The sequence below is a fragment of the Vibrio salilacus genome (assembly GCF_002811245.1).
GTDB lineage: Bacteria > Pseudomonadota > Gammaproteobacteria > Enterobacterales > Vibrionaceae > Vibrio > Vibrio salilacus.
Genome location: NZ_NIVQ01000026.1, coordinates 1 through 20,543, shown reverse-complemented (window position 1 = coordinate 20,543; position 20,543 = coordinate 1). Strand labels below are relative to the sequence as shown.

22 protein-coding genes and 4 tRNA genes are annotated in these 20,543 nt (G+C 46.9%); 15 read left to right on the top strand and 11 right to left on the bottom strand.

Annotated features, from left to right (window positions below; translation table 11 throughout):
• Positions 1-13: 13 nt before the first annotated feature.
• Positions 14-1,303, top strand: a complete 1,290-nt coding sequence (gene purD, locus CDZ87_RS14420) for a phosphoribosylamine--glycine ligase (protein ID WP_100754168.1) — start codon at positions 14-16, stop codon at positions 1,301-1,303.
• Positions 1,304-1,389: 86 nt separating this feature from the next.
• On the opposite strand, the gene CDZ87_RS14415 is transcribed toward purD, so the two are convergent.
• Positions 1,390-2,091: a DUF1481 domain-containing protein gene (locus CDZ87_RS14415; RefSeq protein ID WP_172953593.1), complete on the bottom strand. Its 702-nt coding sequence runs from the start codon at positions 2,089-2,091 to the stop codon at positions 1,390-1,392.
• Between the two features lie 87 nt (positions 2,092-2,178).
• A complete protein-coding gene (gene hupA / locus CDZ87_RS14410) occupies positions 2,179-2,451 on the bottom strand; it encodes a nucleoid-associated protein HU-alpha (RefSeq protein WP_100754166.1) in 273 nt (90 codons plus the stop codon).
• Positions 2,452-2,779: 328 nt separating this feature from the next.
• Here hupA and CDZ87_RS14405 point away from each other — a divergent pair, with 328 nt between their 5' ends.
• The gene (locus tag CDZ87_RS14405) at positions 2,780-3,895 is read left to right on the top strand and encodes a CNNM domain-containing protein (protein ID WP_100754165.1); all 1,116 of its coding nucleotides are present in this window, start codon (positions 2,780-2,782) and stop codon (positions 3,893-3,895) included.
• 341 nt (positions 3,896-4,236) lie between these two features.
• Here CDZ87_RS14405 and CDZ87_RS14400 read toward each other — a convergent pair whose 3' ends face one another.
• From CDZ87_RS14400 to CDZ87_RS14390, 3 genes are all read right to left on the bottom strand, one after another.
• On the bottom strand, positions 4,237-4,713 hold the full coding sequence (locus CDZ87_RS14400; protein ID WP_100754164.1) for a tRNA (cytidine(34)-2'-O)-methyltransferase: 477 nt from the start codon (positions 4,711-4,713) through the stop codon (positions 4,237-4,239).
• Positions 4,714-4,803: 90 nt separating this feature from the next.
• Positions 4,804-6,204, bottom strand: a complete 1,401-nt coding sequence (gene cpxA, locus CDZ87_RS14395; protein WP_100754163.1) for an envelope stress sensor histidine kinase CpxA — start codon at positions 6,202-6,204, stop codon at positions 4,804-4,806.
• Positions 6,204-6,899, bottom strand: a complete 696-nt coding sequence (locus CDZ87_RS14390) for a response regulator (protein WP_100754162.1) — start codon at positions 6,897-6,899, stop codon at positions 6,204-6,206. Before CDZ87_RS14390 ends, cpxA begins: the two co-directional genes overlap by 1 nt.
• 200 nt (positions 6,900-7,099) lie before the next feature.
• On the opposite strand from CDZ87_RS14390, the gene CDZ87_RS14385 reads away from it, so the two are divergent.
• From CDZ87_RS14385 to pfkA, 3 genes are all read left to right on the top strand, one after another.
• Positions 7,100-7,600: a CpxP family protein gene (locus CDZ87_RS14385; protein ID WP_100754161.1), complete on the top strand. Its 501-nt coding sequence runs from the start codon at positions 7,100-7,102 to the stop codon at positions 7,598-7,600.
• 112 nt (positions 7,601-7,712) lie between these two features.
• The gene (gene fieF, locus CDZ87_RS14380) at positions 7,713-8,621 is read left to right on the top strand and encodes a CDF family cation-efflux transporter FieF (RefSeq protein WP_100754160.1); all 909 of its coding nucleotides are present in this window, start codon (positions 7,713-7,715) and stop codon (positions 8,619-8,621) included.
• A gap of 269 nt (positions 8,622-8,890) precedes the next feature.
• Complete coding sequence (gene pfkA / locus CDZ87_RS14375; protein ID WP_100754159.1) at positions 8,891-9,853, top strand: 6-phosphofructokinase; 963 nt, start codon at positions 8,891-8,893, stop codon at positions 9,851-9,853.
• A gap of 75 nt (positions 9,854-9,928) precedes the next feature.
• Here pfkA and CDZ87_RS14370 read toward each other — a convergent pair whose 3' ends face one another.
• The 3 genes from CDZ87_RS14370 to epmB form a co-directional block, all read right to left on the bottom strand.
• Positions 9,929-11,254, bottom strand: coding sequence for an anaerobic C4-dicarboxylate transporter (locus CDZ87_RS14370; protein ID WP_100754158.1), 1,326 nt, complete (start codon positions 11,252-11,254; stop codon positions 9,929-9,931).
• 169 nt (positions 11,255-11,423) lie between these two features.
• Positions 11,424-11,918 (bottom strand): MgtC/SapB family protein, encoded by a 495-nt coding sequence (locus CDZ87_RS14365; RefSeq protein ID WP_100754157.1) that lies wholly within the window; start codon positions 11,916-11,918, stop codon positions 11,424-11,426.
• A gap of 121 nt (positions 11,919-12,039) precedes the next feature.
• Positions 12,040-13,062 (bottom strand): EF-P beta-lysylation protein EpmB, encoded by a 1,023-nt coding sequence (gene epmB, locus CDZ87_RS14360; RefSeq protein WP_100754156.1) that lies wholly within the window; start codon positions 13,060-13,062, stop codon positions 12,040-12,042.
• Between the two features lie 33 nt (positions 13,063-13,095).
• Between epmB and efp the strand changes: the two genes are divergently transcribed.
• The 3 genes from efp (at position 13,096) to rraA (ending at position 15,298) form a co-directional block, all read left to right on the top strand.
• Positions 13,096-13,662 (top strand): elongation factor P, encoded by a 567-nt coding sequence (gene efp / locus CDZ87_RS14355; RefSeq protein WP_100754155.1) that lies wholly within the window; start codon positions 13,096-13,098, stop codon positions 13,660-13,662.
• 117 nt (positions 13,663-13,779) lie between these two features.
• Positions 13,780-14,697: a 1,4-dihydroxy-2-naphthoate polyprenyltransferase gene (locus CDZ87_RS14350; protein ID WP_100754154.1), complete on the top strand. Its 918-nt coding sequence runs from the start codon at positions 13,780-13,782 to the stop codon at positions 14,695-14,697.
• 76 nt (positions 14,698-14,773) lie between these two features.
• Positions 14,774-15,298: a ribonuclease E activity regulator RraA gene (gene rraA, locus CDZ87_RS14345; RefSeq protein ID WP_100754153.1), complete on the top strand. Its 525-nt coding sequence runs from the start codon at positions 14,774-14,776 to the stop codon at positions 15,296-15,298.
• 45 nt (positions 15,299-15,343) lie between these two features.
• On the opposite strand, the gene CDZ87_RS14340 is transcribed toward rraA, so the two are convergent.
• The gene (locus CDZ87_RS14340; protein WP_100754152.1) at positions 15,344-16,684 is read right to left on the bottom strand and encodes an MATE family efflux transporter; all 1,341 of its coding nucleotides are present in this window, start codon (positions 16,682-16,684) and stop codon (positions 15,344-15,346) included.
• A gap of 182 nt (positions 16,685-16,866) precedes the next feature.
• Complete coding sequence (gene tpiA / locus CDZ87_RS14335) at positions 16,867-17,637, bottom strand: triose-phosphate isomerase (RefSeq protein WP_038175885.1); 771 nt, start codon at positions 17,635-17,637, stop codon at positions 16,867-16,869.
• A gap of 271 nt (positions 17,638-17,908) precedes the next feature.
• Here tpiA and CDZ87_RS14330 point away from each other — a divergent pair, with 271 nt between their 5' ends.
• The gene (locus tag CDZ87_RS14330; RefSeq protein ID WP_038175883.1) at positions 17,909-18,256 is read left to right on the top strand and encodes a 5-carboxymethyl-2-hydroxymuconate Delta-isomerase; all 348 of its coding nucleotides are present in this window, start codon (positions 17,909-17,911) and stop codon (positions 18,254-18,256) included.
• 38 nt (positions 18,257-18,294) lie between these two features.
• Positions 18,295-18,720: a DUF805 domain-containing protein gene (locus CDZ87_RS14325; protein ID WP_100754151.1), complete on the top strand. Its 426-nt coding sequence runs from the start codon at positions 18,295-18,297 to the stop codon at positions 18,718-18,720.
• A 39-nt stretch (positions 18,721-18,759) separates the two neighbouring features.
• On the opposite strand, the gene coaA is transcribed toward CDZ87_RS14325, so the two are convergent.
• A complete protein-coding gene (gene coaA / locus CDZ87_RS14320; RefSeq protein WP_100754150.1) occupies positions 18,760-19,683 on the bottom strand; it encodes a type I pantothenate kinase in 924 nt (307 codons plus the stop codon).
• A gap of 205 nt (positions 19,684-19,888) precedes the next feature.
• On the opposite strand from coaA, the gene CDZ87_RS14310 reads away from it, so the two are divergent.
• From CDZ87_RS14310 to CDZ87_RS14290, 5 genes are all read left to right on the top strand, one after another.
• A tRNA-Thr gene (locus CDZ87_RS14310) sits at positions 19,889-19,964 on the top strand.
• Positions 19,965-20,014: 50 nt separating this feature from the next.
• Positions 20,015-20,099, top strand: a tRNA-Tyr gene (locus CDZ87_RS14305).
• 35 nt (positions 20,100-20,134) lie between these two features.
• Positions 20,135-20,209 (top strand) — tRNA-Gly (locus CDZ87_RS14300).
• A gap of 13 nt (positions 20,210-20,222) precedes the next feature.
• Positions 20,223-20,298, top strand: a tRNA-Thr gene (locus CDZ87_RS14295).
• Positions 20,299-20,434: 136 nt separating this feature from the next.
• Positions 20,435-20,543 (top strand): GTP-binding protein (locus CDZ87_RS14290; RefSeq protein ID WP_244312305.1); only part of this gene is annotated, 109 nt, incomplete at its 3' end.

The following is a 20,543-nucleotide window of genomic DNA, read 5'->3' as shown; positions in this document are numbered from 1 at the left end:
TAAGGATTTTCATATGCGAGTTTTAATTATTGGTGCTGGTGGTCGTGAACATGCGCTAGGTTGGAAAGCGGCGCAAAACCCAAATGTTGAGACCGTCTTCATTGCGCCGGGTAACGCAGGTACTGCACTTGAGCCTAAACTTGAGAACGTCAACATTGGCGTTGAAGACATCGCTGGTTTGGTCGCGTTTGCGCAAGAGAAGCAAATTGAATTGACCATCGTAGGCCCTGAAGCGCCATTGGTTATCGGTGTGGTTGACGCCTTCCGCGAAGTAGGTCTGCCTATCTTTGGTCCAACTCAAGCGGCCGCGCAGCTTGAAGGCTCGAAAGCCTTCACTAAAGACTTTTTAGCCCGTCACGATATCCCCACGGCTTACTATGCAAATTTCACTGAGATTGAGCCAGCACTGGCTTACGTTCGCGAGCAAGGTGCGCCGATCGTCGTAAAAGCGGACGGCCTTGCGGCAGGTAAAGGTGTTATCGTGGCAATGACCCTTGCTGAAGCCGAAGACGCCATTAAAGATATGCTAGCAGGTAATGCCTTTGGCGAAGCGGGCAGCCGCGTTGTTATCGAAGAGTTTCTTGAAGGCGAAGAAGCCAGCTTCATCGTGATGGTGGATGGCGCTAACGTGCTTCCTATGGCCACCAGCCAAGACCACAAGCGTGTGGGCGACAAAGATACGGGCCCTAATACTGGTGGTATGGGGGCTTACTCTCCAGCGCCAGTGGTGACGCCAGAGATCCACAATCGTATCCTTGAAGAGGTTATCTACCCAACGGTTCGTGGCATGGATGCAGAAGGTGCGCCTTACACGGGTTTCCTTTACGCAGGTCTTATGATCGATGCCGATGGCACACCAAAAGTGATCGAATACAACTGTCGCTTTGGTGATCCAGAGACGCAGCCTATCATGATGCGTATGGAATCGGATCTTGTTGAGCTATGTTTAATGGCGATTGACGAGAAGCTCGACCAAGCAGAATCGAAATGGGATCCACGCGCGTCTATCGGTGTGGTTCTGGCCGCTGGCGGTTACCCTGCTGATTATGCAAAAGGCGATGTCATCTCACTGCCAACCGCTGAAGTGGAAGGACAGAAAATCTTCCACGCGGGGACAACAAATAACGAGGCTGGCGACGTGGTGACAAATGGCGGCCGTGTTCTTTGTGCCACCGCACTTGGTAACACGGTTTCTGAGGCTCAGGAACGCGCCTACGCATTAACTAAGCACGTTAGCTGGAAAGGAATGTTCCATCGCAATGACATTGGCTACCGAGCGATTGAACGCGAACAGCAGCAATAAGTCTTAAGCTTCGAGCTTCGTATAATTAAAAAGGCTTGGTCATGAGACCAAGCCTTTTTGCTATTTAATATTTTGTGCGAAGCACTCTACAACTCGTCTTCAATCAAACTAGGCTGCTCGATACAGTCATGATCATCATCAGCGAGCATCAAGAGCTGATTAACCACAATCTTGCTATTGCGTGCCGCGCCCAAAAAAACCACGTAACTGTCTAGCGTCGAAAGGCGATTCACCACAAAGCTTGGCAATGTCTCATTAAATTCAACCTGATCATAGCTTCGTCCCGAGCAAGTTTGAAAGGTCGAACCATCCCAATAGCCCTGAATCAATGTTAATCCATTGTTTGACTGGCTTTTAGTCAGCGGTGGGATATTGCGCGCTTCTTGCTGTAACCACTGCAACTTATCATTTTTAAGCGGCAGAATCTTACCATCAAGTCGATACTGTTGATAAATCGCATCACCTTGCTTATCGAAACGCACATGAATGCGGTACGGCACCAAAGCGTGATTGTCTTTTAGCTGCTCGCCCTGACGAATCAACTCTTTCAGCTCGCCATCACTCCAACGGTAATCAGTTTGATACCAACCATAATCACCGGCGCTGACATAGTCTCCGGCAGAATAAGGAAAGGTCGCTCGTTCGGTATACCAGAATAAGCTGGTCGCATCACCGATGGTTTGCCCTCCTGTGTAGTTGGAAAACTGCTCAAGATTAGCGGTTGTCACCTGTGATGAGCAGCCAACAACAAGAGCAGTAACCAATGCACAGGTCAGTAATTTTTTCATCGTCATAAAATAAATATACGCCAAGATAGAGACTACCTTGGCGTATTATATACAGTTTGAGTGTAAAACTCTGGATTCAGTAATAAATTATTTTACAGAATCTTTCAGTGCTTTGCCTGCTACGAATGCTGGTACGTTTGCAGCAGCGATTTGAATTTCAGCACCAGTTTTTGGGTTGCGGCCAGTACGAGCTGCACGGTGGTTAACTTTGAATGTACCAAAACCAATTAGTTGAACCTGGTCACCCTCTTTAAGTGCATCAGTCACACCATCAAGAGTTGCTTCAAGAGCAGCCTTAGCTTGTGCTTTAGATAGGTCTGCTTTTTCTGCGATAAAGTCGATTAATTGGGTCTTGTTCATTAGGTTTCCCTTCTCATATGTTATCGAATCCAACTCACTCTAAAGCATAAATGCCCCTTGTGGCAAAGGTTTGTCAGTGATCTTTAGCTCTACTGACGTACTTTTAACCATAATCTGAGTAATCACTCACAATTTGTTACTCTATCAACAAACATTAACACTTGTGTTTCAGTGACGTTGACCTTATTTATTAACCTGCAAAAGCTCAAGATGCCTGTTATTGTGGGGCTTAAAGCGAATATAAAACACTCATATCAATAATGCACAGGTACGAGAAGTCTCCCTTCTCTTGCAAAATTAGATGCGAGTGAACTGACATAGGACATTTATGTTTCTGCTAACTTTGTACATCTCAATCGCTATTGGCGTGTCGTTTATATGTTCGGTACTCGAAGCGGTACTGTTGAGTATTTCACCAAGCTATATTGCTCAGTTACGCCAGCAGGGACATCCTGCTGCTGAAAAGCTGACAGCACTTAAAACCGACATAGACCGGCCACTCGCTTCGATCTTAACACTGAACACCATTGCACATACCATAGGCGCGGCCAGTGCCGGTGCTCAGGCGGCTGTCGTATTCGGCAGTGAGTGGTTAGGGGTGTTCTCAGGCGTATTAACCCTAGGTATTTTGGTACTGTCGGAAATTGTGCCAAAGACCATTGGCGCGACTTACTGGCGACAACTCGCCCCTGCTTCAGCCGTGGTTTTACGTTGGATGGTGTGGGCATTGACCCCGTTTGTATGGTTTTCAGAGCAAATTACCAAACGTCTTTCTCGTGGGCATCAAGCGCCTAAAATGCGTGACGAACTGTCTGCGATGGCGATTTTAGCGCGTGAAAGTGGCGAGTTTGCTGAAGGGGAATCAAAAATTCTCACCAACCTGCTCGGCATTCAAGATGTTCCGGTTACGCAAGTGATGACTCCGCGTCCGGTGGTATTTCGCGTCAATGCAGAAACAACCCTTGATGATTTTCTCATTGAGCATAAAGATACCCCGTTTTCGCGTCCGTTGGTGTATAGCCAATCGAAAGACAACATCCTTGGCTTCGTCCATCGACTTGAATTGTTCAAATTGCAGCAAGCTGGTCACGGAAGCAAACCGCTTGGTACATTTATGCGCCCTTTGCATGTGTTGCTTAATACGATGAGGCTCCCTAAAGCCTTTGAACAGATGATGACACACCGCCTACAGTTGGCAATGATTGTCGATGAGTACGGCACCATTCAGGGTATTTTGACATTAGAAGATGTCTTCGAGCACTTGGTCGGAGAGAAAATTGTCGATGAAGCCGACCACGCGACCGACATGCAAGAGCTCGCTTTTGAACGTTGGGAGCGCTGGAAAGAAACTCACGGTGTGATTGAAAATCGCGATGATGATGAGGAGGAGAAAAAGGAAGTGGGCGAAGATCCAGACGAGCAACCGAAACAGAAAGACGCTTAGTTGATATCAATAAGTGTCTAAAGGGTTCCTGCATTCTAATCAGCGAGGATCCAGTACTCGTTCACACAAGTTTTGACTCGTTGAGGGCATAATATGCCCTCTCTAGTTTTTTCTTGGCTGAGTCCACATCGAATAAGCAATTCATTGTTGATTTAGCGTTATTCATCGACTCAATTCCAATGCTTCATCGAAGTTAACAACGGGATACTGAGGATCTTTAGGCTCCGCATAAAGGTCAATGCCTCGCCTTTATTATTTGAAAATAAACCAAGTATTTGAAAATAAACCAAGTACGTAAAAATCAACCAAGTATCGCCGTCAGAATCAGAGATAACTTCCCCCTACTGCGCGCCTTCAAAGCCCATCTGACGCCAGGCTTCAAAAGCAATAATCGCAACAGCGTTAGACAAGTTTAAGCTGCGCGCATCTGCCATCATTGGAATACGGATACGTTGCGCCATCGGCATACTCTCTATCAGTTCGGCAGGAAGACCGCGGGTCTCTGGGCCGAAAAGTAGGACATCGCCTGGTTGGAAGTCGGCATCGACATGATGACCTGTCGTTTTGGTGGTGCAGGCGAAAATGCGGTATTGCTTGCGTTCAGCCTCAAGGTAATCAATAAATGCTTGATAGTCTTTATGGCGAGTAACGCGCGCAAGGTCATGGTAATCAAGGCCAGCACGGCGGACTTTTTTCTCTTCTAAATCAAACCCTAATGGTTCAATCAAGTGAAGGTTGGCACCACAGTTGGCACTCAGGCGAATGATGTTACCAGTGTTAGGGGCGATTTCTGGTTCATATAAAGCGATATCAAACATGATGCGATTCTTTATGACGTGAGTTAAGGAAGCAAAGTATAAGGCGGCGAGGGATCGCCGCCAAGTATCGAGTGAATTTTTCTACGGCGCTTAACTCACTGTGCTAAGTGGCAGGCCAATCTCGATACGCAACCCGCCCAACACACTGTGCTTGGCGACAATGCTGCCGCTGTGCTGCCTGATGGCACTTTCGGTAATGGCGAGGCCAAGGCCAGTCCCACCACTATGACGATCACGCGCGGTTGAAACGCGATAAAAAGGGCGAAAGATGGCTTCCAGTTCTTGTTCAGGAACGCCCTCACCGTCGTCATCGACACTAATGACGAGCTGTTGCTCCGTCGCCGTAAACTCAACGTCAATCCGGCTTGTTCCATAGCAGATGGCATTACGGACTACGTTGTCTAGCGCACTCATCAACAGTTTTGGGTTGCCCGAGATCATGTCTTCGGGAATGGCATTGTAGCTGAGTGTTTTGTTCATTTGCTGCGCTTCAAATTGTGCATCTGACAAAATAGCTTCCCACAGGCTGGTCATCGGTTGCCGTTCACGGGTTAAATGACTATCGACTTGCATCCGCGACAGCTCCAGTAACTCGCTGATCATTTGTTCTAGCCGCTGCGCTTCAGTATCAATTCGACTTAGTTCGGGGCTTTGGCCTTGTTTGCGGGTCGCAAGCGCATTGGCCATCCGCAATCGAGTCAAAGGAGATCGCAGCTCATGAGAAATATCAGACAGCAGACGTTGTTGGCCAGAGATCATTTGATTGACCGCTTCGACCATTTGGTTGAAGCTGGTGCCCGCTTGGCGAAACTCGCTGGTGCCTTTTTCAAGGCTAGGGTCGACAACGAACTCACCTTGCGCCACGCGTTTGGCGGCGCGCTCTAGCTTACGTGCTGGCTGACTGAGTGCCCAAGCAAGCCACAATAGCAAAGGTGTGCTCACCAGCATGACGGCAAACAACAGTTGTAGAGGCTTATCAAACATGCGCAGTAAAAACGGCGGAGGTTGATTCCATTTCATTCCGACATAAAACAATAGATCTTGTTGGGCGAGCTGAATGGGCAGCGGCCCGGCGATCATGTAGTGACCATAGAGCTTTTGTTGTGGTGTGCCAGTGAGGTCGATACTGGTAATAAAGTTTTGTAGGGCGCGATAGCGAAAATCTTTTCGCTCTTGAGTGGTCATAATATTGCCGTCGAGATCGGTGACGAAAAAGCGAGGCCTGTCATCGTGCCCCCTGTTATCGCGTCCACTACGCTTTACCCCTTCAAGCTTGAACAATATTTGGCCGAGGTTAGTTTCACTAGCATAACGCTGTTCGGTCTTCGTTTTGACTGCGATTAAGCGCTCTAGGTCATCGGCAGGAATATTGCGTGCTTTACGTGGGTCTAAGTGAGGTAAAGAGAGTACTGCAATTAATACCAACAACATGGTCAGCCAGAAAATGGCGAAAATACGTCCGTAAAGGCTGGTGATTTTAGGTAGCCGCATCAATCCTCCTCGATCAATAGGTAGCCACGTCCACGCAAGGTTTTAATACGCGATTTGCCATCTGCACGTTCCGGCAGCTTCTTACGTAAATTAGAAACATGCATGTCGATGGCGCGATCAAACGCGGCTAGGCGCTTGCCCAATACATCTAAACTCAATGTTTGCTTAGTGACCGTTTGGCCAGGGTGTTGGATAAAGTGGCTTAACAACGCAAATTCGGTGGTGGTCAGCTCGATCAGTTGTCCTTGGCAGTAGGCTTCTTGTTTACCGGGATACACTTGAATGTCTTGATACTCAATGCAATCGGGCGCTTTGTTGGCTTTGTCTTCTGCATTGTGCTGAGTGCGACGTAAGATTGCGCGAATGCGTGCTAGCAGTTCTCTATCGCTAAAGGGCTTAGGTAGATAGTCATCCGCCCCCAGTTCAAGACCAATGACTCGGTCGATCTCTTCCCCTTTTGCCGTTAGCATCAAGACTGGCGTTTGCCACGTTTCGCGCAATCGCTTTAAGGTTTCCATGCCATTGAGTTTCGGCATCATGACATCTAGTAGCACCAAATCAATATCGGTACTGAGCTGCTCGAGGCCTTGCTCGCCATTATTGGCTTCAGATACGTCAAAGCCTTCAAATGAGAGCACTTCTTTGAGTAGTGCCGTCAGCTCGGTATCGTCATCAATAAGTAGGATATGTGGCATAGCAAGATTCCTTGTGGTTTGGACAATTTACATAGTACTGCGATTTATCGGTTTGATTTAGGCCTAATATCGCTCTTTACGATTCTTTACGCTCGCTAAACGTTACTTTACTCAGCAGATCGTATTCTAAGCTTAAGCGCTGTGAAGGCAGCGAGTCGATTGATAAGTAAAGTCCATTAAGAAGTGAAAAGGGTACGATGATGAAAATGACAAAAAAACTAGTATTGGCCGCTGTTGTTGTTCCATTAACATTAGGCACCGCAACTGCATGGGCTTTTGGTGGCAAAGATCATAAGCGAGGTGGTCCTGATCAATGCGGCGCAGGTGTTGACCGAGGCATCATGCGTCAGCTCGATTTGACCAATGAGCAGCAAGATCAGCTTAAGCAGATGCGCAGCGAAGCAAAGCAGGCGATGAAGGCTGAATTTAAACAAAACGCTGGGGCACGCAAAGCACAAAGGCAGGCTCACCAAGCGCAAGTGCAACAACTGATCTTAGCTGACAACTTTGATCAAGCCGCAGCCAATGAGCTCGCCAAGCAAATGATAGAGCAGCAGACCGAGCGTAAAGTGAAGAGGCTAGAGAAGCAACATCAGATGCTGAGCATTTTAACGCCAGAGCAAAAATCCCAATTCGTTGAACTGCAACAACAGCGTTCAGCGCAGTGCAGTGAAAAAATGCAGCAACGCTGGAATCGTTAATCGTTGTTACCCTGTTGCAGAAAAACCATTGATGGCGGCCTTGAGGTCGCCATTTTTATTCGCTCAATGACAGGTTATACTCAGTCAATGTTCGTTTACTAATCAAAGCGCTATGAAACAGGAATATGCACGTTTAGTCACGATGGCAGCGTGGACCGCCACGATCGTCGCGACGCTTTTGTTGGTGGTCAAAGTCGGAGCTTGGTGGGCGACAGGTTCGGTGAGTTTGTTGGCCTCTTTAATCGATTCAATGCTTGATATTGCCGCGTCGTTGGTCAATGTGATTGTGGTGCGTTATTCATTACAACCGGCAGATCGTGAACATACGTTTGGTCATGGTAAGGCCGAGTCACTGGCTGCTTTAGCGCAAGCCATGTTCATCTCGGGCTCGGCGGTGTTTCTTATTCTTAATGGTATCGACCGATTCTTTAGACCGCATGAGCTGCAATCGCCAGAATACGGCGTGTATGTCAGCCTATTTGCTATGGTAGTGACCTTCGGTTTGGTCTCATTCCAAAAGCATGTGGTGAAGAAAACCGGCAGTCAGGCCATTGCCGCTGACTCGCTGCACTACCAATCTGACTTATATATGAATGCGGCCATTATGTTGGCGCTCGGACTAAGTTGGTTTGGAGTGACGCAAGCCGATGCCCTTTTCGCGGTGGGGATTGGTCTCTTTATCCTCTACAGCGCTATTAAGATGGTGCGAGAAGCAACGCAAACCTTATTGGATCGTAAGTTGCCTGACAGTGAACTGCGTGCTATTCGCGAAACCAGTTTGCAAGTCGAAGGGGTTCTCGGGGTGCACCAACTCAGAACGCGTATATCGGGGCCAACCCGTTTTATTCAGTTGCATTTAGAATTAGAAGATCAAATGCCATTGCTTGAGGCGCATCGAATATCTGATGAAGTGGAAAACAAACTGCTTGAACTCTTCCCTGATTCAGATGTACTCATTCATCAGGACCCGTATTCAGTGGTTCTCGGTGCAGAGAAAAAGCAAAAGGCGCAAGATTGGTAATATAGAATCGCGACAAATCGTGACTTATTGACTATCTTTTCAGCGTAAACACTTTTAACGCTGTTCCTGACATGTATCAATTAAGTAAATCAGCAAAGCTGTAATACTCTTACATAAGTAGAAAAGTTACATAAATTACTACAAATAAAAGTAGTATTCCTTTCGGGGGAAGGTAACATATTACACAATTAAAGGAATTTTGTTGGTGGCTTGTATGAAAGCAACCGACGTGAAAATTGAAATAAGATTCCCAAATATCGAGGGTGAGCATGATTAAGAAGATCGGTGTTTTGACAAGTGGTGGTGACGCTCCAGGCATGAACGCAGCAATTCGTGGCGTAGTTCGTACTGCACTGTCTGAAGGATTAGAAGTTTTCGGTGTATTTGATGGTTACTTGGGCCTATACGAAAACCGTATCGAAAAGCTAGACCGTTCAAGTGTGTCTGATGTGATCAATAAGGGCGGTACTTTCCTTGGTTCAGCGCGTTTTCCTGAATTTAAAGAAGTTGAAGTGCGTCAAAAAGCGATTGATAACCTCCAGCAACACGGCATTGAAGCATTGGTCGTTATTGGTGGTGATGGCTCTTACATGGGAGCAAAAAAGCTGACAGAAATGGGGTACCCATGTATTGGTCTGCCAGGCACTATTGATAATGATATTGCGGGTACCGATTACACCATCGGGTACCTGACGGCACTGAATACTGTTATTGATGCGATTGACCGTCTGCGTGATACGTCATCTTCTCACCAACGCATTTCTATTGTTGAGATCATGGGTCGTCACTGTGGTGATCTGACTCTGATGTCTGCGATTGCGGGTGGTTGTGAGTACATCATCACACCAGAAACGGGGCTCGATAAAGAGAAGTTAACCGGCAACATCCAAGACGGTATTGCAAAAGGCAAAAAGCACGCGATTATCGCTCTGACTGAGCTGATGATGGATGCGAACGAACTGGCGAAAGAGATTGAAGCGGCAACAGGTCGTGAAACTCGCGCGACGGTTCTTGGTCACATTCAACGTGGTGGTCGTCCAACCGCGTTTGACCGTGTACTGGCGTCTCGCATGGGTAACTACGCTGTCCATCTATTGATGGAAGGTCATGGCGGTCGTTGTGTCGGTATTCAGAAAGAGCAGCTTGTTCACCACGATATCATCGATGCGATTGAGAACATGAAGCGTCCGGTACGTGAAGACCTATACAAGGTGGCTGAAGAGCTATTCTAATTCAGTATTAAAGCTTGAATGTAAAAAGCCAGTTGGGAAACCAACTGGCTTTTTTGTTGCTGACGGCGAAGCTGGTTAGTTGACTAACATGGTTGAAAGTAGGTAACCAATGATGGTGGCAGTAACGACGCCAATAAAGCCCGGTAATAAGAAACTGTGGTTAAGCACATACTTACCAATCTGCGTTGTCCCAGAGCGGTCAAAAGTGATTGCCGCAAGGTCACTTGGGTAGAAAGGGAAGAAGAAATAGGCGTAACACGCTGGTAGTACACCGATCAGCACTGGCGCTGGAATGCCCATCGTAAAACCCAGTGGCAACATGATAGTGAGAACGGCCGCTTGGCTCTTTAAAAAGACCGACACGACGAACATTGCGATAGCAAAAGTCCATGGATGTGCTGCAACAATATCACTGACCAAGCTAATCAAGTAGGGTTTGTGGAAGCTAATAATCGTGTCACTCATCCAGGCAATACCAAAGATGATCACAACGGCGGTCATACCCGCAATAAATACATTACTGTGGACGATTTTTTTCGGCTCAACCTTAGTGGTGAGGAGAATCAACGCACCAACGGAAAGCATCAAGAATTGAATCGCGACCGACATCTTGACACCCTCTGGCAGCAGTGAGAGATCTTTACCAAACATAGCGACAAAAATAACCGTAACAATACCGGCGAGGAAGATAGTTAAGCCTTTTTTCGCTTGGCTACTCACTTCACTCTCTTGTCCCTCGACTTGATCGCTATCGATAAGCTGGGCTTTAAATTCAGGATCTTGGCAGCGCTCGGCAAACTGACTATCTTGCGCTAGATCTTTGCCGCGTTTAAGGCTCCAAGTACAACCGACCAGAACACCAATTAAAGTCGCTGGAATCGTCACCAATAGGACATTGCCTAAGCTAATATCCAGTTGATTATCTGCGGCTGTCGCCATCACTACCGCTGCAGCCGCGGCGATTGGGCTGGCGGTAATCCCCATTTGAGAGGCAACGGTCGCCATCGCCATTGGACGCTCTGGACGGATGCCTTTTTTATAAGCGACATCGTAAATCACGGGTAGGAGCGGATAGACTGAGTGGCCTGTACCGACTAACACGGTCAATGAATAGGTACAAAGCGGGCCTAAGAAAACAATCTGGTTTGGGTGTTTGCGCAGTAAGCGTTCGGCAAAGCGAACCAATAGTTTTAGACCACCAGTGGCTTCTAATGTTGCCGATGCCGCCACAACGGCGAGAATGATCAGCATAACACTGATTGGCGGAGACCCGGGCGCAACACCAAATACAAAGGCGAGAATGGAAACCCCTAGGCCTCCGAGTAAACCAAATGCGATGCCGCCATGACGAATACCGATGAAGATAATCGTCAACAGCAGGAGCATATGAATATAAAACATAATCCTTTCCTACAGTATTATCTGAATTTGCAATAATATTACTCCAAAGGAAGGGGGCGAAATGTGAGGTAATATAGCTATTGAGGCGTAAATTTTACTATCCGCCGATTCCTTGTCGGGAATCAAAATTTGGTACTCAAATCCTGATGCGTCTTACCTTTTATTCGACTTAAGGTTGGTGGCGAGAAATTTTACGGCTCTGGAATTTTTGATGTACACCTCGACGTAGCGCTTTTATTCGACTTTCTGCTTTATCGACACCCAATAGCACGCTCAGTGATAATAGAGTCATGATCACGGATTGTTGCATGTAGCCCAGACCAATCATCATACCGAGTGCTGCTAGCATCCAGATAATTGCCGCCGAGGTCACGCCGTGAATTTTCCCATCAAGTGTCATCATCACACCCGCGCCAAGAAAACCGACACCAGTAATGATCTGACCGAGCACTCGAGCTTGATCTAGAGTGTTCGGTGACAAAGAGACCGCCATCGACATGAATAAGTAGGTACCCGAAATAATTAAGATCGAGGTACGAATCCCAACAGGTTTACCACGAGTTTGTCGCTCGACACCAATCAAAATACCGTTGAGTGCACAACAAAAAAGTGCCAGCCAACTGAATGGGCCGAGATCAAGATAATGAGTCCAAGTTGCTTGCATAGTGACCTCCAAAAACGCGGAGTATGCATACAAAGCCCGTTGTGAGCGAACAAATTTTTTTTACCTTAACGGTAAATATTACTCGCGGTTGGTAAGGGCCAACCAGATGGCGGCGATTGCGCTATTCAAGATGGAGATCAAGCGGTGTTTTACTGGCCCGACCGCCAATTTCTCGGGTGAGTTTCGGCACTAAATAGCCAGAGGTTTGCTCAAGTACACCGGTCATGATGTTTTTCGCCTCTTGGTCAGAAATGAAGAAGTGCGCCGCGCCTTGCACTTTATCGAGCACATGCATGTAGTAGGGCATGACATCAGCATCGAATAAGGCATGACTGAGCGCCAGTTGCGCCTCAACACTGTCATTGACCCCTTTTAGCATCACGCCTTGATTGAGTAGGGTCACACCAACGTGCTTGAGTTGACTTAATCCATCTCGCAGCGCTTGATTGATCTCGTTGGCGTGGTTGATGTGTGTTACTAAGACCACTTTTAAACGCGAGTGGCTGAGCATCTCGATGAGCGAAGGAGTGATTCGCGCTGGGATCACAACAGGTAAACGCGAGTGGATACGCAGACGTTTAATATGCTTAATGTCCGCAATTTGCGCGATAAGCCAAGCCAGTTCTTGATCTTTGGCCATCAGTGGGTCGCCGCCTGAAAGAATGACTTCATCAATTTCTGGGTGCGCACTCAAGTAACCGAGAGCTTGTAGCCAGACTGATTTAGAGCCTTTATTGTCTTGATACGGAAAGTGACGGCGGAAGCAATAACGGCAATTAATCGCACAGCCTCCTTTGACTATCATTAACGCGCGGTTGTGGTACTTATGCAGCAAACCAGGAATGGCGTTGTTTTGCTCTTCGAGCGGATCATTGGAGTAGCCCGGATGAACGTCAAACTCCTCACTAAGCGGTAGCACCTGACGTAAAAGTGGATCAAATGGATTGCCTTTCTCCATTCTATCGACAAAATTTTGCGGTACTCGCTGAGCAAAAAGCTGACGCGCTTGAAATCCCTCTCGCCATGGGGCGGGATCGATCTCAAGCTGTTTGAGCAACGCTTCAGGATCAGAGATCCCATTCGCTAGCTGTTTGAGCCAGTTTTGCTCAACAGATTCGGCTTTTCGGGTTATGATGTGCGGCATTCAATTAAGCTCTAAGATTTTAAAGAGGACAAAATGGCGACTGTTAGCACCAATGAATTTAAAGGCGGTTTGAAACTAATGCTTGATAACGAGCCTTGCGTAATTCTAGAAAACGAATACGTAAAACCAGGTAAGGGCCAAGCGTTCAACCGTGTCAAAATTCGTAAACTTCTGTCTGGTAAAGTGCTAGAGAAAACCTTTAAGTCTGGCGAAACTTGTGAAGTTGCCGACGTAATGGATATCGACCTAGATTATCTATATAACGACGGCGAATTCTACCACTTTATGAATAATGAAACATTCGAGCAAATAGCGGCGGATACAAAAGCGGTTGGCGAGAGTGCAAAATGGCTAGTAGAAAACAATACTTGTATGCTAACTCTGTGGAACGGCAACCCAATTGTAGTCACACCACCAAATTTCGTTGAACTTGAAGTGACGGACACCGATCCTGGCCTTAAGGGTGATACTCAAGGCACCGGTGGTAAACCTGCAACATTATCAACGGGTGCGGTAGTACGTGTGCCACTTTTCATCTCTATTGGTGAAGTGATCAAAGTGGATACTCGCTCTGGCGAGTACGTTGGCCGCGTGAAGTAATCGATGCTTAGCCCAAGATTTATAAAAAAGGTCACTTCGGTGGCCTTTTTTGTTTTTAAGCTTGAGCTTTGATGTGCCACAATTCACTCTTAGTCTTATGCCTCTACACTGGTAGCTATGAAACAGTCTCTTAGAATTTGGCTTGACGCCGCCCGACCAAAAACCTTGCCTTTGGCGTTGGTTTCTATTTTAACGGGCAGCGTGTTAGCGTACTCCACTCATCATTTTTCATTGCTGGTGTCACTGCTGGCATTTTTGACGGCGACGTTATTACAGATCTTGTCGAATCTTGCCAACGATTACGGTGATGCGGTGCAAGGTACTGATAACGAGCAGCGCTTGGGACCATTACGTGCAATTCAGTCAGGCGCAGTGACGCAACAAGACATGAAGTACGCCATGGCAATCAACGTCGTACTAACCGTTATCTCTGGTTTAGCGTTAGTCATCTATGCCCTGGAAAGCCTGCAAAGCATTTTGGCGTTTATCGGTTTAGGGGTTTTAGCCATCATTGCCGCGATTGCCTATACCGTAGGTAACAAACCTTATGGGTATGTTGGCCTTGGTGACATCTCGGTGTTTCTCTTTTTTGGTTTGCTCGGAGTGGCAGGCACCTATTTTCTCCATACCGGTATTGTCGACCTTCAACTGATCCTGCCTGCGATCGGCTGTGGTTTATTGGCGGTGGCGGTACTCAATATCAACAATATGCGCGATATTGAAAATGACCAACAGTGCGGCAAAAAAACCGTCGCGGTTCGTTTGGGTCAAAAGCGTGCTAAACAGTACCACTTTGTGTTGTTATCAGGCGCGGTATTGGCTTTTGCTATTTACCTGATAAATCAGCCAAGCCCACTTTGGGTCAGTTTGCCCTTTTTATTCAGTTTGCTGGTCACTTATAAACATGGCAAAGCTGTCTGGTTGGCGGAAAAGCCCGCGCAAATTGCGCCGATGATGCAAGTAGTAGTGAAATGTTCGATGGTGACTAACTTATTGTTTGCTGGAGTGGTTATAGCTCAAACTCTAGTCAGTTAAATGATACATGTCATTGCAATGACTTAATCACTCTATATACTCGATCTAGATAACGACCGGTACGGGAAACAATATTATGGAATACAATACCTCTGCTTTATGCGACATATACATGGAGCAAGTCGATGTGGTTGAGCCCATGTTCAGCAACTTTGGAGGATGTGCATCGTTCGCAGGTCAAGTCACGACAGTGAAGTGTTTTGAAGACAATGGCTTAATTCGTCAACTTCTTGAGCAAGATGGCTTAGGCCGCGTGTTACTTATTGATGGCGGCGGCTCGTTGCGCCGTGCCCTGGTTGATGCCGAAATTGCCTCGCTCGCCGAAGAGAATGACTGGGAAGGTATTGTCGTCTACGGTTGTGTCCGTGAAGTCGACGAGTTAGAAGATATGAGTATCGGTATTCAGGCGATCGCGTCGATTCCTGTCGGTGCCACCGCGCAAGGTATTGGCGAATTTGATATTCCAGTTAACTTTGGAGGGGTGACCTTCCTGCCAGAAGATTATTTGTATGCCGATAATAGTGGCGTCATTATCTCCCAAGAGCCGTTGGATGTGGATCTTGAACTGGAAGCGCAAGATGAATTAGTCGTTGTCGATTAATTAGCGTTGTTAGAAAAGCACCGACTTTAGCGTCGGTGTTTTTGTTTATTCAGGATGTAGGTAAAGTCGCCTTAGCTTGAGCGCATAGAGATAACCTGCCACACCGCCGAAAATATTGCCGATGGCAATGCCGATAAACAGCCCTTCAATGTCATACCACTGACTTCCTAACCATGCACACGGCAAGGTAAACAAAAATAGTCGCATAAAGCTCCATTGAAATGCCTTGAGAGGCTGATGGAGTGCGTTGAGACCCGACACTAACATCATCATAATTCCCTGAAAACCGTAACTAAATGGCACGACTAATAGATAGTGCCAAAGCAGATCGCTGACCGCTTGTTCTTGCGAGAACAGTGCGGCGAACGGAACGCTCAGTGGCACCATCATGACGAAAATGCCCAGTTGAAACACCATCGAGAAACGCATGCTAAGAAATAAACCCGCGAAGCTACGAGCTGGGCTATTGGCGCCCATGTTCTGAGCAATAAAAGGCGTGAGCGCGGATGTTAACGACATCAAGACCAAAATAAGCAGCGACTCAACACGCTGCGCTGCACCATAGGCTGCGACTGCAGCGGTACCATGTACCGACAGCATCATCATTAATATCGCCCCTGATAATGGTGTTAGCGCATTTGATAGCGCGGCAGGGGTGCCAATCTTTAATATTTGTTGCCAATCAGCAAGTAAGCGGGTGGTTTTAGGTAATGCCAGCAGTTTTTCGCGCTTTGCCAATACGTATAGAGAGCCACACAGCGCGCCAAGCCAACTAAACGCACTAGCAATCGCCGCACCTTGGATGCCGAGTTCAGGAAACGGGCCATAACCAAAGATAAGCAGTGGGTCGAGTACACCGTTAATCAGTCCGGCGAGCATCATGATTTTTGCGGGTGTTTTGGTATCGCCAGTCGCACGAATCGCACTATTGCCAGCCATAGGGATCACTAACAGCGGAATGGTCAGATACCAAATGTACATATATTGTTCAATCAGAGGCAGTAATTGAGCGTCGGCTCCAAGAGCTAAAAACAGCGGCTTAATCGTGACAATGCCGATAGATGAGGCAATCGTCACCAATACTACGGCGAGTAATAACCCGTGCGATGAGAAACGCGCCGCGTCTTGGTCCTGACCTTGACCGAGGAGACGACCAATGTTGGTCGATAGCCCCATGCCGATTCCCATCGTAATGCAGTTCACGCCAAAGGTGACCGGAAAGGTGTAACTGATGGCGGCCAGAGCCTCAGTGCCCAGCAATGAGATGAAGAAGGTATCGACTAAGTTAAACATTAAGATCGCGACCATCCCGAAGGTCATCGGTACGGTCATTTGACGGAGTACGAGGGGAATGGGGCCAGTTAAGAGGCCGTGCTTGTCCTGCATGAGTGCGACTAATGTTAAGGCGGAAAGCGCTAGGATACTGTATTGCCGTCTCAGACACAAAAAAGGCCAGCTGAAGCTGACCTTAGATAAGTTTTTCAATTAATTGACGCCGTCGCTACGCGACAATCGTGCACCGCCCTTGAGAGCCGTTAACCACTTTACGGCATCAAATAAGAGAAAAATTATGCTTTAGCTGCCGCCGCTGCTTTAGCAATGGCTGCGAAGCTTTTCGCATCTAGAGCTGCGCCGCCTACTAGAGCACCGTCGATGTCTGGTTGTGAGAAGTAAGCTTGTGCATTTTCTGGCTTAACTGAACCACCGTACTGGATGATCACTTGTTCAGCGACTGCGGCATCTTTTGCTGCGATCATTGCGCGGATAGAAGCGTGAATACGTTGTGCATCTTCAGCAGTCGCTGCTTTACCAGTACCGATAGCCCAGATTGGTTCATAAGCGATGATAGCGCCGTTTAGCGCTTCAACGCCGTATGCGTCGATCACTGCGTTGATTTGACGAGCACAAACGGCTTCTGTTTCGCCCGCTTCGTTTTGCGCGTCAGACTCACCGATACAGAAAACAGGCGTTAAACCGTTTTCTTTGAGGAAGTTGAATTTCTTCGCGATGAACTCGTCAGATTCGTTGTGGTATTCACGACGCTCAGAGTGACCGATAATGATGTGAGTCGCACCGAAATCTTTTAGCATTTCTGGAGACATGTCGCCAGTGAACGCACCGCTGTTGTTTAGGTCTGTGTTTTGTGCACCAAGGATTAGCTTGTTACCGCCTTCAGCGATTAGACGCTCAGCAAGGTCAATATAAAGTGCTGGTGGCGCTACGGCTACGTCAACACCTTCTACGCCTTCAAGTTCAGCGTTAAGACCAGTCAGCAGCTCAGTAACCATTGCTTTGCTGCCATTAAGTTTCCAGTTACCCATCACTACAGGACGACGCATAGGAATATCTCCGTATTTAATCAATTAATGTAAAAAATCTTCGTAAGAATATAACAGATAAAATCGCTTAGATCATGATTACCGTCATGTCTTACCCGGATATCACCGATTGGTTGGAGTAGTCACGGCACATATATAGTTTGAATCCGAGCGCTATCAGTGATCCATCATGCAGATTAGGTCAAAGTGCCTCGGCATTAGTGATAAAAGTTGTTAATAGTGAAGAGTTATTGTCTTGTATCGTGAAACGCTCTTATATTTGAGGAATACTATGCCCAATCTAGTCATGGAATACTCCAACTCTGTTGATCAACGTGTCAATGTGCAAGGGTTGTTAGCAGACTTACATCAAGTGGCTTTGCAATCTGGTCTGTTTGATGTCGGGTCGGTGAAATCACGCGCATTGCGCTGCCACAATTGGCTCATTGGTGACGAAGGCGACAGTGTCGATTTTATTCATATCAGCTTTGAGTTATTAGATGGTCGCAATGCTGAGCAAAAACGAGAACTGTCTCGTCAGCTTATGGATGTCCTACAGCAGCAAGCCAGTCAGGTACGTAGTTTGACAGTGAATATTCGTGATATGGATAAAGAAAGTTTTCAGAAAGTGATTAATTAGCGCTCGCCGTAGCGTTTGGTATTGTAAAGGTTTGTAGGATGTCGATAAAAGAATTACTGTTTTCCTTTCAAGGTCGGATAGGGCGCAAAACCTACTGGGCTTGGAATGTTGCTTATTATGTCATTATTGTTGGCTTTGCCCTTGGTGTGAACACCATTTTCCCTGCGATTGCCCATCTGATTTTACCGGTTTTTCTTTTGGTGGTGCTAATTCCCGATTTGGCGATTACGGCCAAACGTTGGCATGACAGAGGAAAATCAAGTTGGTGGTTATTACTCAATATTCCCTTGGTTATTGGCCGCATGACCATGCCAGTGGGAGAGGCCGTACAAGCCGCACCACCGACGACACTGCAAACCATGAGTTCATTTGCTGCTATTATCTGTGGTTTATGGATCTTGATTGAATGTGGCTTATTGAAAGGCACTGGCGGTGATAACGATTATGGAGTAGAGCCCAAATAGTAGAGCTCAAATAATGTGCCAACCCTTTGATTTTTATCGCTATTTACGCAGTAGAATCTCTTCGACTTTGTGGTCTTGGGCTTTTTTTAGGATCAACTGAGCCCGTTCTTTGGTTGGAAGAATGTTAAGGCCGAGGTTGACGCCATTGATCGATTGCCAAATCTCGTGTGCTTTGTCGATGGCTTGCTGCTCTGGCAGCTGGGTGTAGTGGCTAAAGTATGAGCCCGGCTTAGTGAACGCGCCTTGACGAAACTTTAAAAACCGATCGACGTACCACTGCTCAATTACATCAGTATCGGCATCGACATATAAAGAAAAATCTAAAAAGTCTGAAACAAAGACTCGATGTGGATCATGAGGGTAGTCCATGCCGCTTTGCAGCACGTTCAGCCCTTCAATGATCAGAACATCCGGTCTATCAACCACTTTGACTTCATTGGTAATGTCATAGGTAATGTGTGAGTAGACAGGAACCTGCAAGTTTGGTTTGCCAGCTTTGACGTCTGAGACAAAGTTGACCAAGCGTTTGATATCGTAAGACTCAGGAAAACCTTTACGATGCATCATGCCACGTTCATCAAGGGTTTTCTTCGGGTAGAGAAAACCGTCGGTAGTAACTAATTGGACATTAGGATGATCATCCCAGCGGGCTAAAAGGGCTCGGAGTAAACGTGCCGTGGTGCTTTTTCCCACCGCAACACTGCCGGCGATACCGATAATAAACGGTGGCGCTGACTCTTGGTTGCTGAGGAAGTTATTTAATACCGTGTTACGACTCTGCCTTGCGGTGACATACAGGTTGAGTAATCGTGCTAGCGGCAGGTAAATTTCGGTTGCCTCGTCCATGGTCAGGCTTTCGTTGACCCCCTGAAGCTCAGTGAGATCGTCCTCGGATAACGTCATCGGCACTGAATTGCGCAATTCAGCCCACTGTTGACGATTAAAAGAGAGATACGGGGTCATAGTCATCCTAACTTGAAAACGCGTGCGAGCAGGGAAAATACAACAACCGACCACAATTGCAAATGACATTGTCGACATAAGTGATTTTTTGCTGACAAATTGGGTGAATTTCCAACAAAAAACACTAAACAAGCGAAAAAGAGATTTTTTTTTAATTTATCTATTGCAAGCCAGAAAATCATTCAATAGAATGCGCACCACTTATGCCGACTTAGCTCAGTAGGTAGAGCAACTGACTTGTAATCAGTAGGTCACCAGTTCGATTCCGGTAGTCGGCACCATTTTTCCGCTTAACTCTTTTTAGAGAACGAGAGAAATGGAATAAAAATTTGGAGGGGTTCCCGAGTGGCCAAAGGGATCAGACTGTAAATCTGCTGGCACTGCCTTCGATGGTTCGAATCCGTCCCCCTCCACCATATTCTTAAGGAAATAGCTCACAGAGTTACGTGTTGCGGGCATCGTATAATGGCTATTACCTCAGCCTTCCAAGCTGATGGTGCGGGTTCGATTCCCGCTGCCCGCTCCACTCTATTTTGAGTGCTGATATAGCTCAGGTGGTAGAGCGCATCCTTGGTAAGGATGAGGTCGGCAGTTCGAGTCTGCCTATCAGCACCAGCTCTAAGCAACGTTTGCCTTTTGATACTTTCTTTTAGCTAAACTACGTTTAGTGTTTAAGATTAAGTTTATCACCAATACTTTTTGGTTGCGTGGTCATCAAAGCCACTTAAATCCGTACCTAGAGGGACAACTCATGTCTAAAGAAAAATTTGAACGTACGAAACCGCACGTAAACGTTGGTACTATCGGCCACGTTGACCACGGTAAAACAACTCTAACTGCTGCTATCTGTACTACACTTG

Coding starts and splice junctions, on each gene's coding strand:
- purD (WP_100754168.1), top strand. CDS start 14: ATGCGAGTTTTAATTATTGGTGCTGGTGGTCGTGAACATGCGCTAGGT.
- CDZ87_RS14415 (WP_172953593.1), bottom strand. CDS start 2,091: ATGAAAAAATTACTGACCTGTGCATTGGTTACTGCTCTTGTTGTTGGC.
- hupA (WP_100754166.1), bottom strand. CDS start 2,451: ATGAACAAGACCCAATTAATCGACTTTATCGCAGAAAAAGCAGACCTA.
- CDZ87_RS14405 (WP_100754165.1), top strand. CDS start 2,780: ATGTTTCTGCTAACTTTGTACATCTCAATCGCTATTGGCGTGTCGTTT.
- CDZ87_RS14400 (WP_100754164.1), bottom strand. CDS start 4,713: ATGTTTGATATCGCTTTATATGAACCAGAAATCGCCCCTAACACTGGT.
- cpxA (WP_100754163.1), bottom strand. CDS start 6,204: ATGCGGCTACCTAAAATCACCAGCCTTTACGGACGTATTTTCGCCATT.
- CDZ87_RS14390 (WP_100754162.1), bottom strand. CDS start 6,899: ATGCCACATATCCTACTTATTGATGACGATACCGAGCTGACGGCACTA.
- CDZ87_RS14385 (WP_100754161.1), top strand. CDS start 7,100: ATGAAAATGACAAAAAAACTAGTATTGGCCGCTGTTGTTGTTCCATTA.
- fieF (WP_100754160.1), top strand. CDS start 7,713: ATGAAACAGGAATATGCACGTTTAGTCACGATGGCAGCGTGGACCGCC.
- pfkA (WP_100754159.1), top strand. CDS start 8,891: ATGATTAAGAAGATCGGTGTTTTGACAAGTGGTGGTGACGCTCCAGGC.
- CDZ87_RS14370 (WP_100754158.1), bottom strand. CDS start 11,254: ATGTTTTATATTCATATGCTCCTGCTGTTGACGATTATCTTCATCGGT.
- CDZ87_RS14365 (WP_100754157.1), bottom strand. CDS start 11,918: ATGCAAGCAACTTGGACTCATTATCTTGATCTCGGCCCATTCAGTTGG.
- epmB (WP_100754156.1), bottom strand. CDS start 13,062: ATGCCGCACATCATAACCCGAAAAGCCGAATCTGTTGAGCAAAACTGG.
- efp (WP_100754155.1), top strand. CDS start 13,096: ATGGCGACTGTTAGCACCAATGAATTTAAAGGCGGTTTGAAACTAATG.
- CDZ87_RS14350 (WP_100754154.1), top strand. CDS start 13,780: ATGAAACAGTCTCTTAGAATTTGGCTTGACGCCGCCCGACCAAAAACC.
- rraA (WP_100754153.1), top strand. CDS start 14,774: ATGGAATACAATACCTCTGCTTTATGCGACATATACATGGAGCAAGTC.
- CDZ87_RS14340 (WP_100754152.1), bottom strand. CDS start 16,684: ATGCAGGACAAGCACGGCCTCTTAACTGGCCCCATTCCCCTCGTACTC.
- tpiA (WP_038175885.1), bottom strand. CDS start 17,637: ATGCGTCGTCCTGTAGTGATGGGTAACTGGAAACTTAATGGCAGCAAA.
- CDZ87_RS14330 (WP_038175883.1), top strand. CDS start 17,909: ATGCCCAATCTAGTCATGGAATACTCCAACTCTGTTGATCAACGTGTC.
- CDZ87_RS14325 (WP_100754151.1), top strand. CDS start 18,295: ATGTCGATAAAAGAATTACTGTTTTCCTTTCAAGGTCGGATAGGGCGC.
- coaA (WP_100754150.1), bottom strand. CDS start 19,683: ATGACCCCGTATCTCTCTTTTAATCGTCAACAGTGGGCTGAATTGCGC.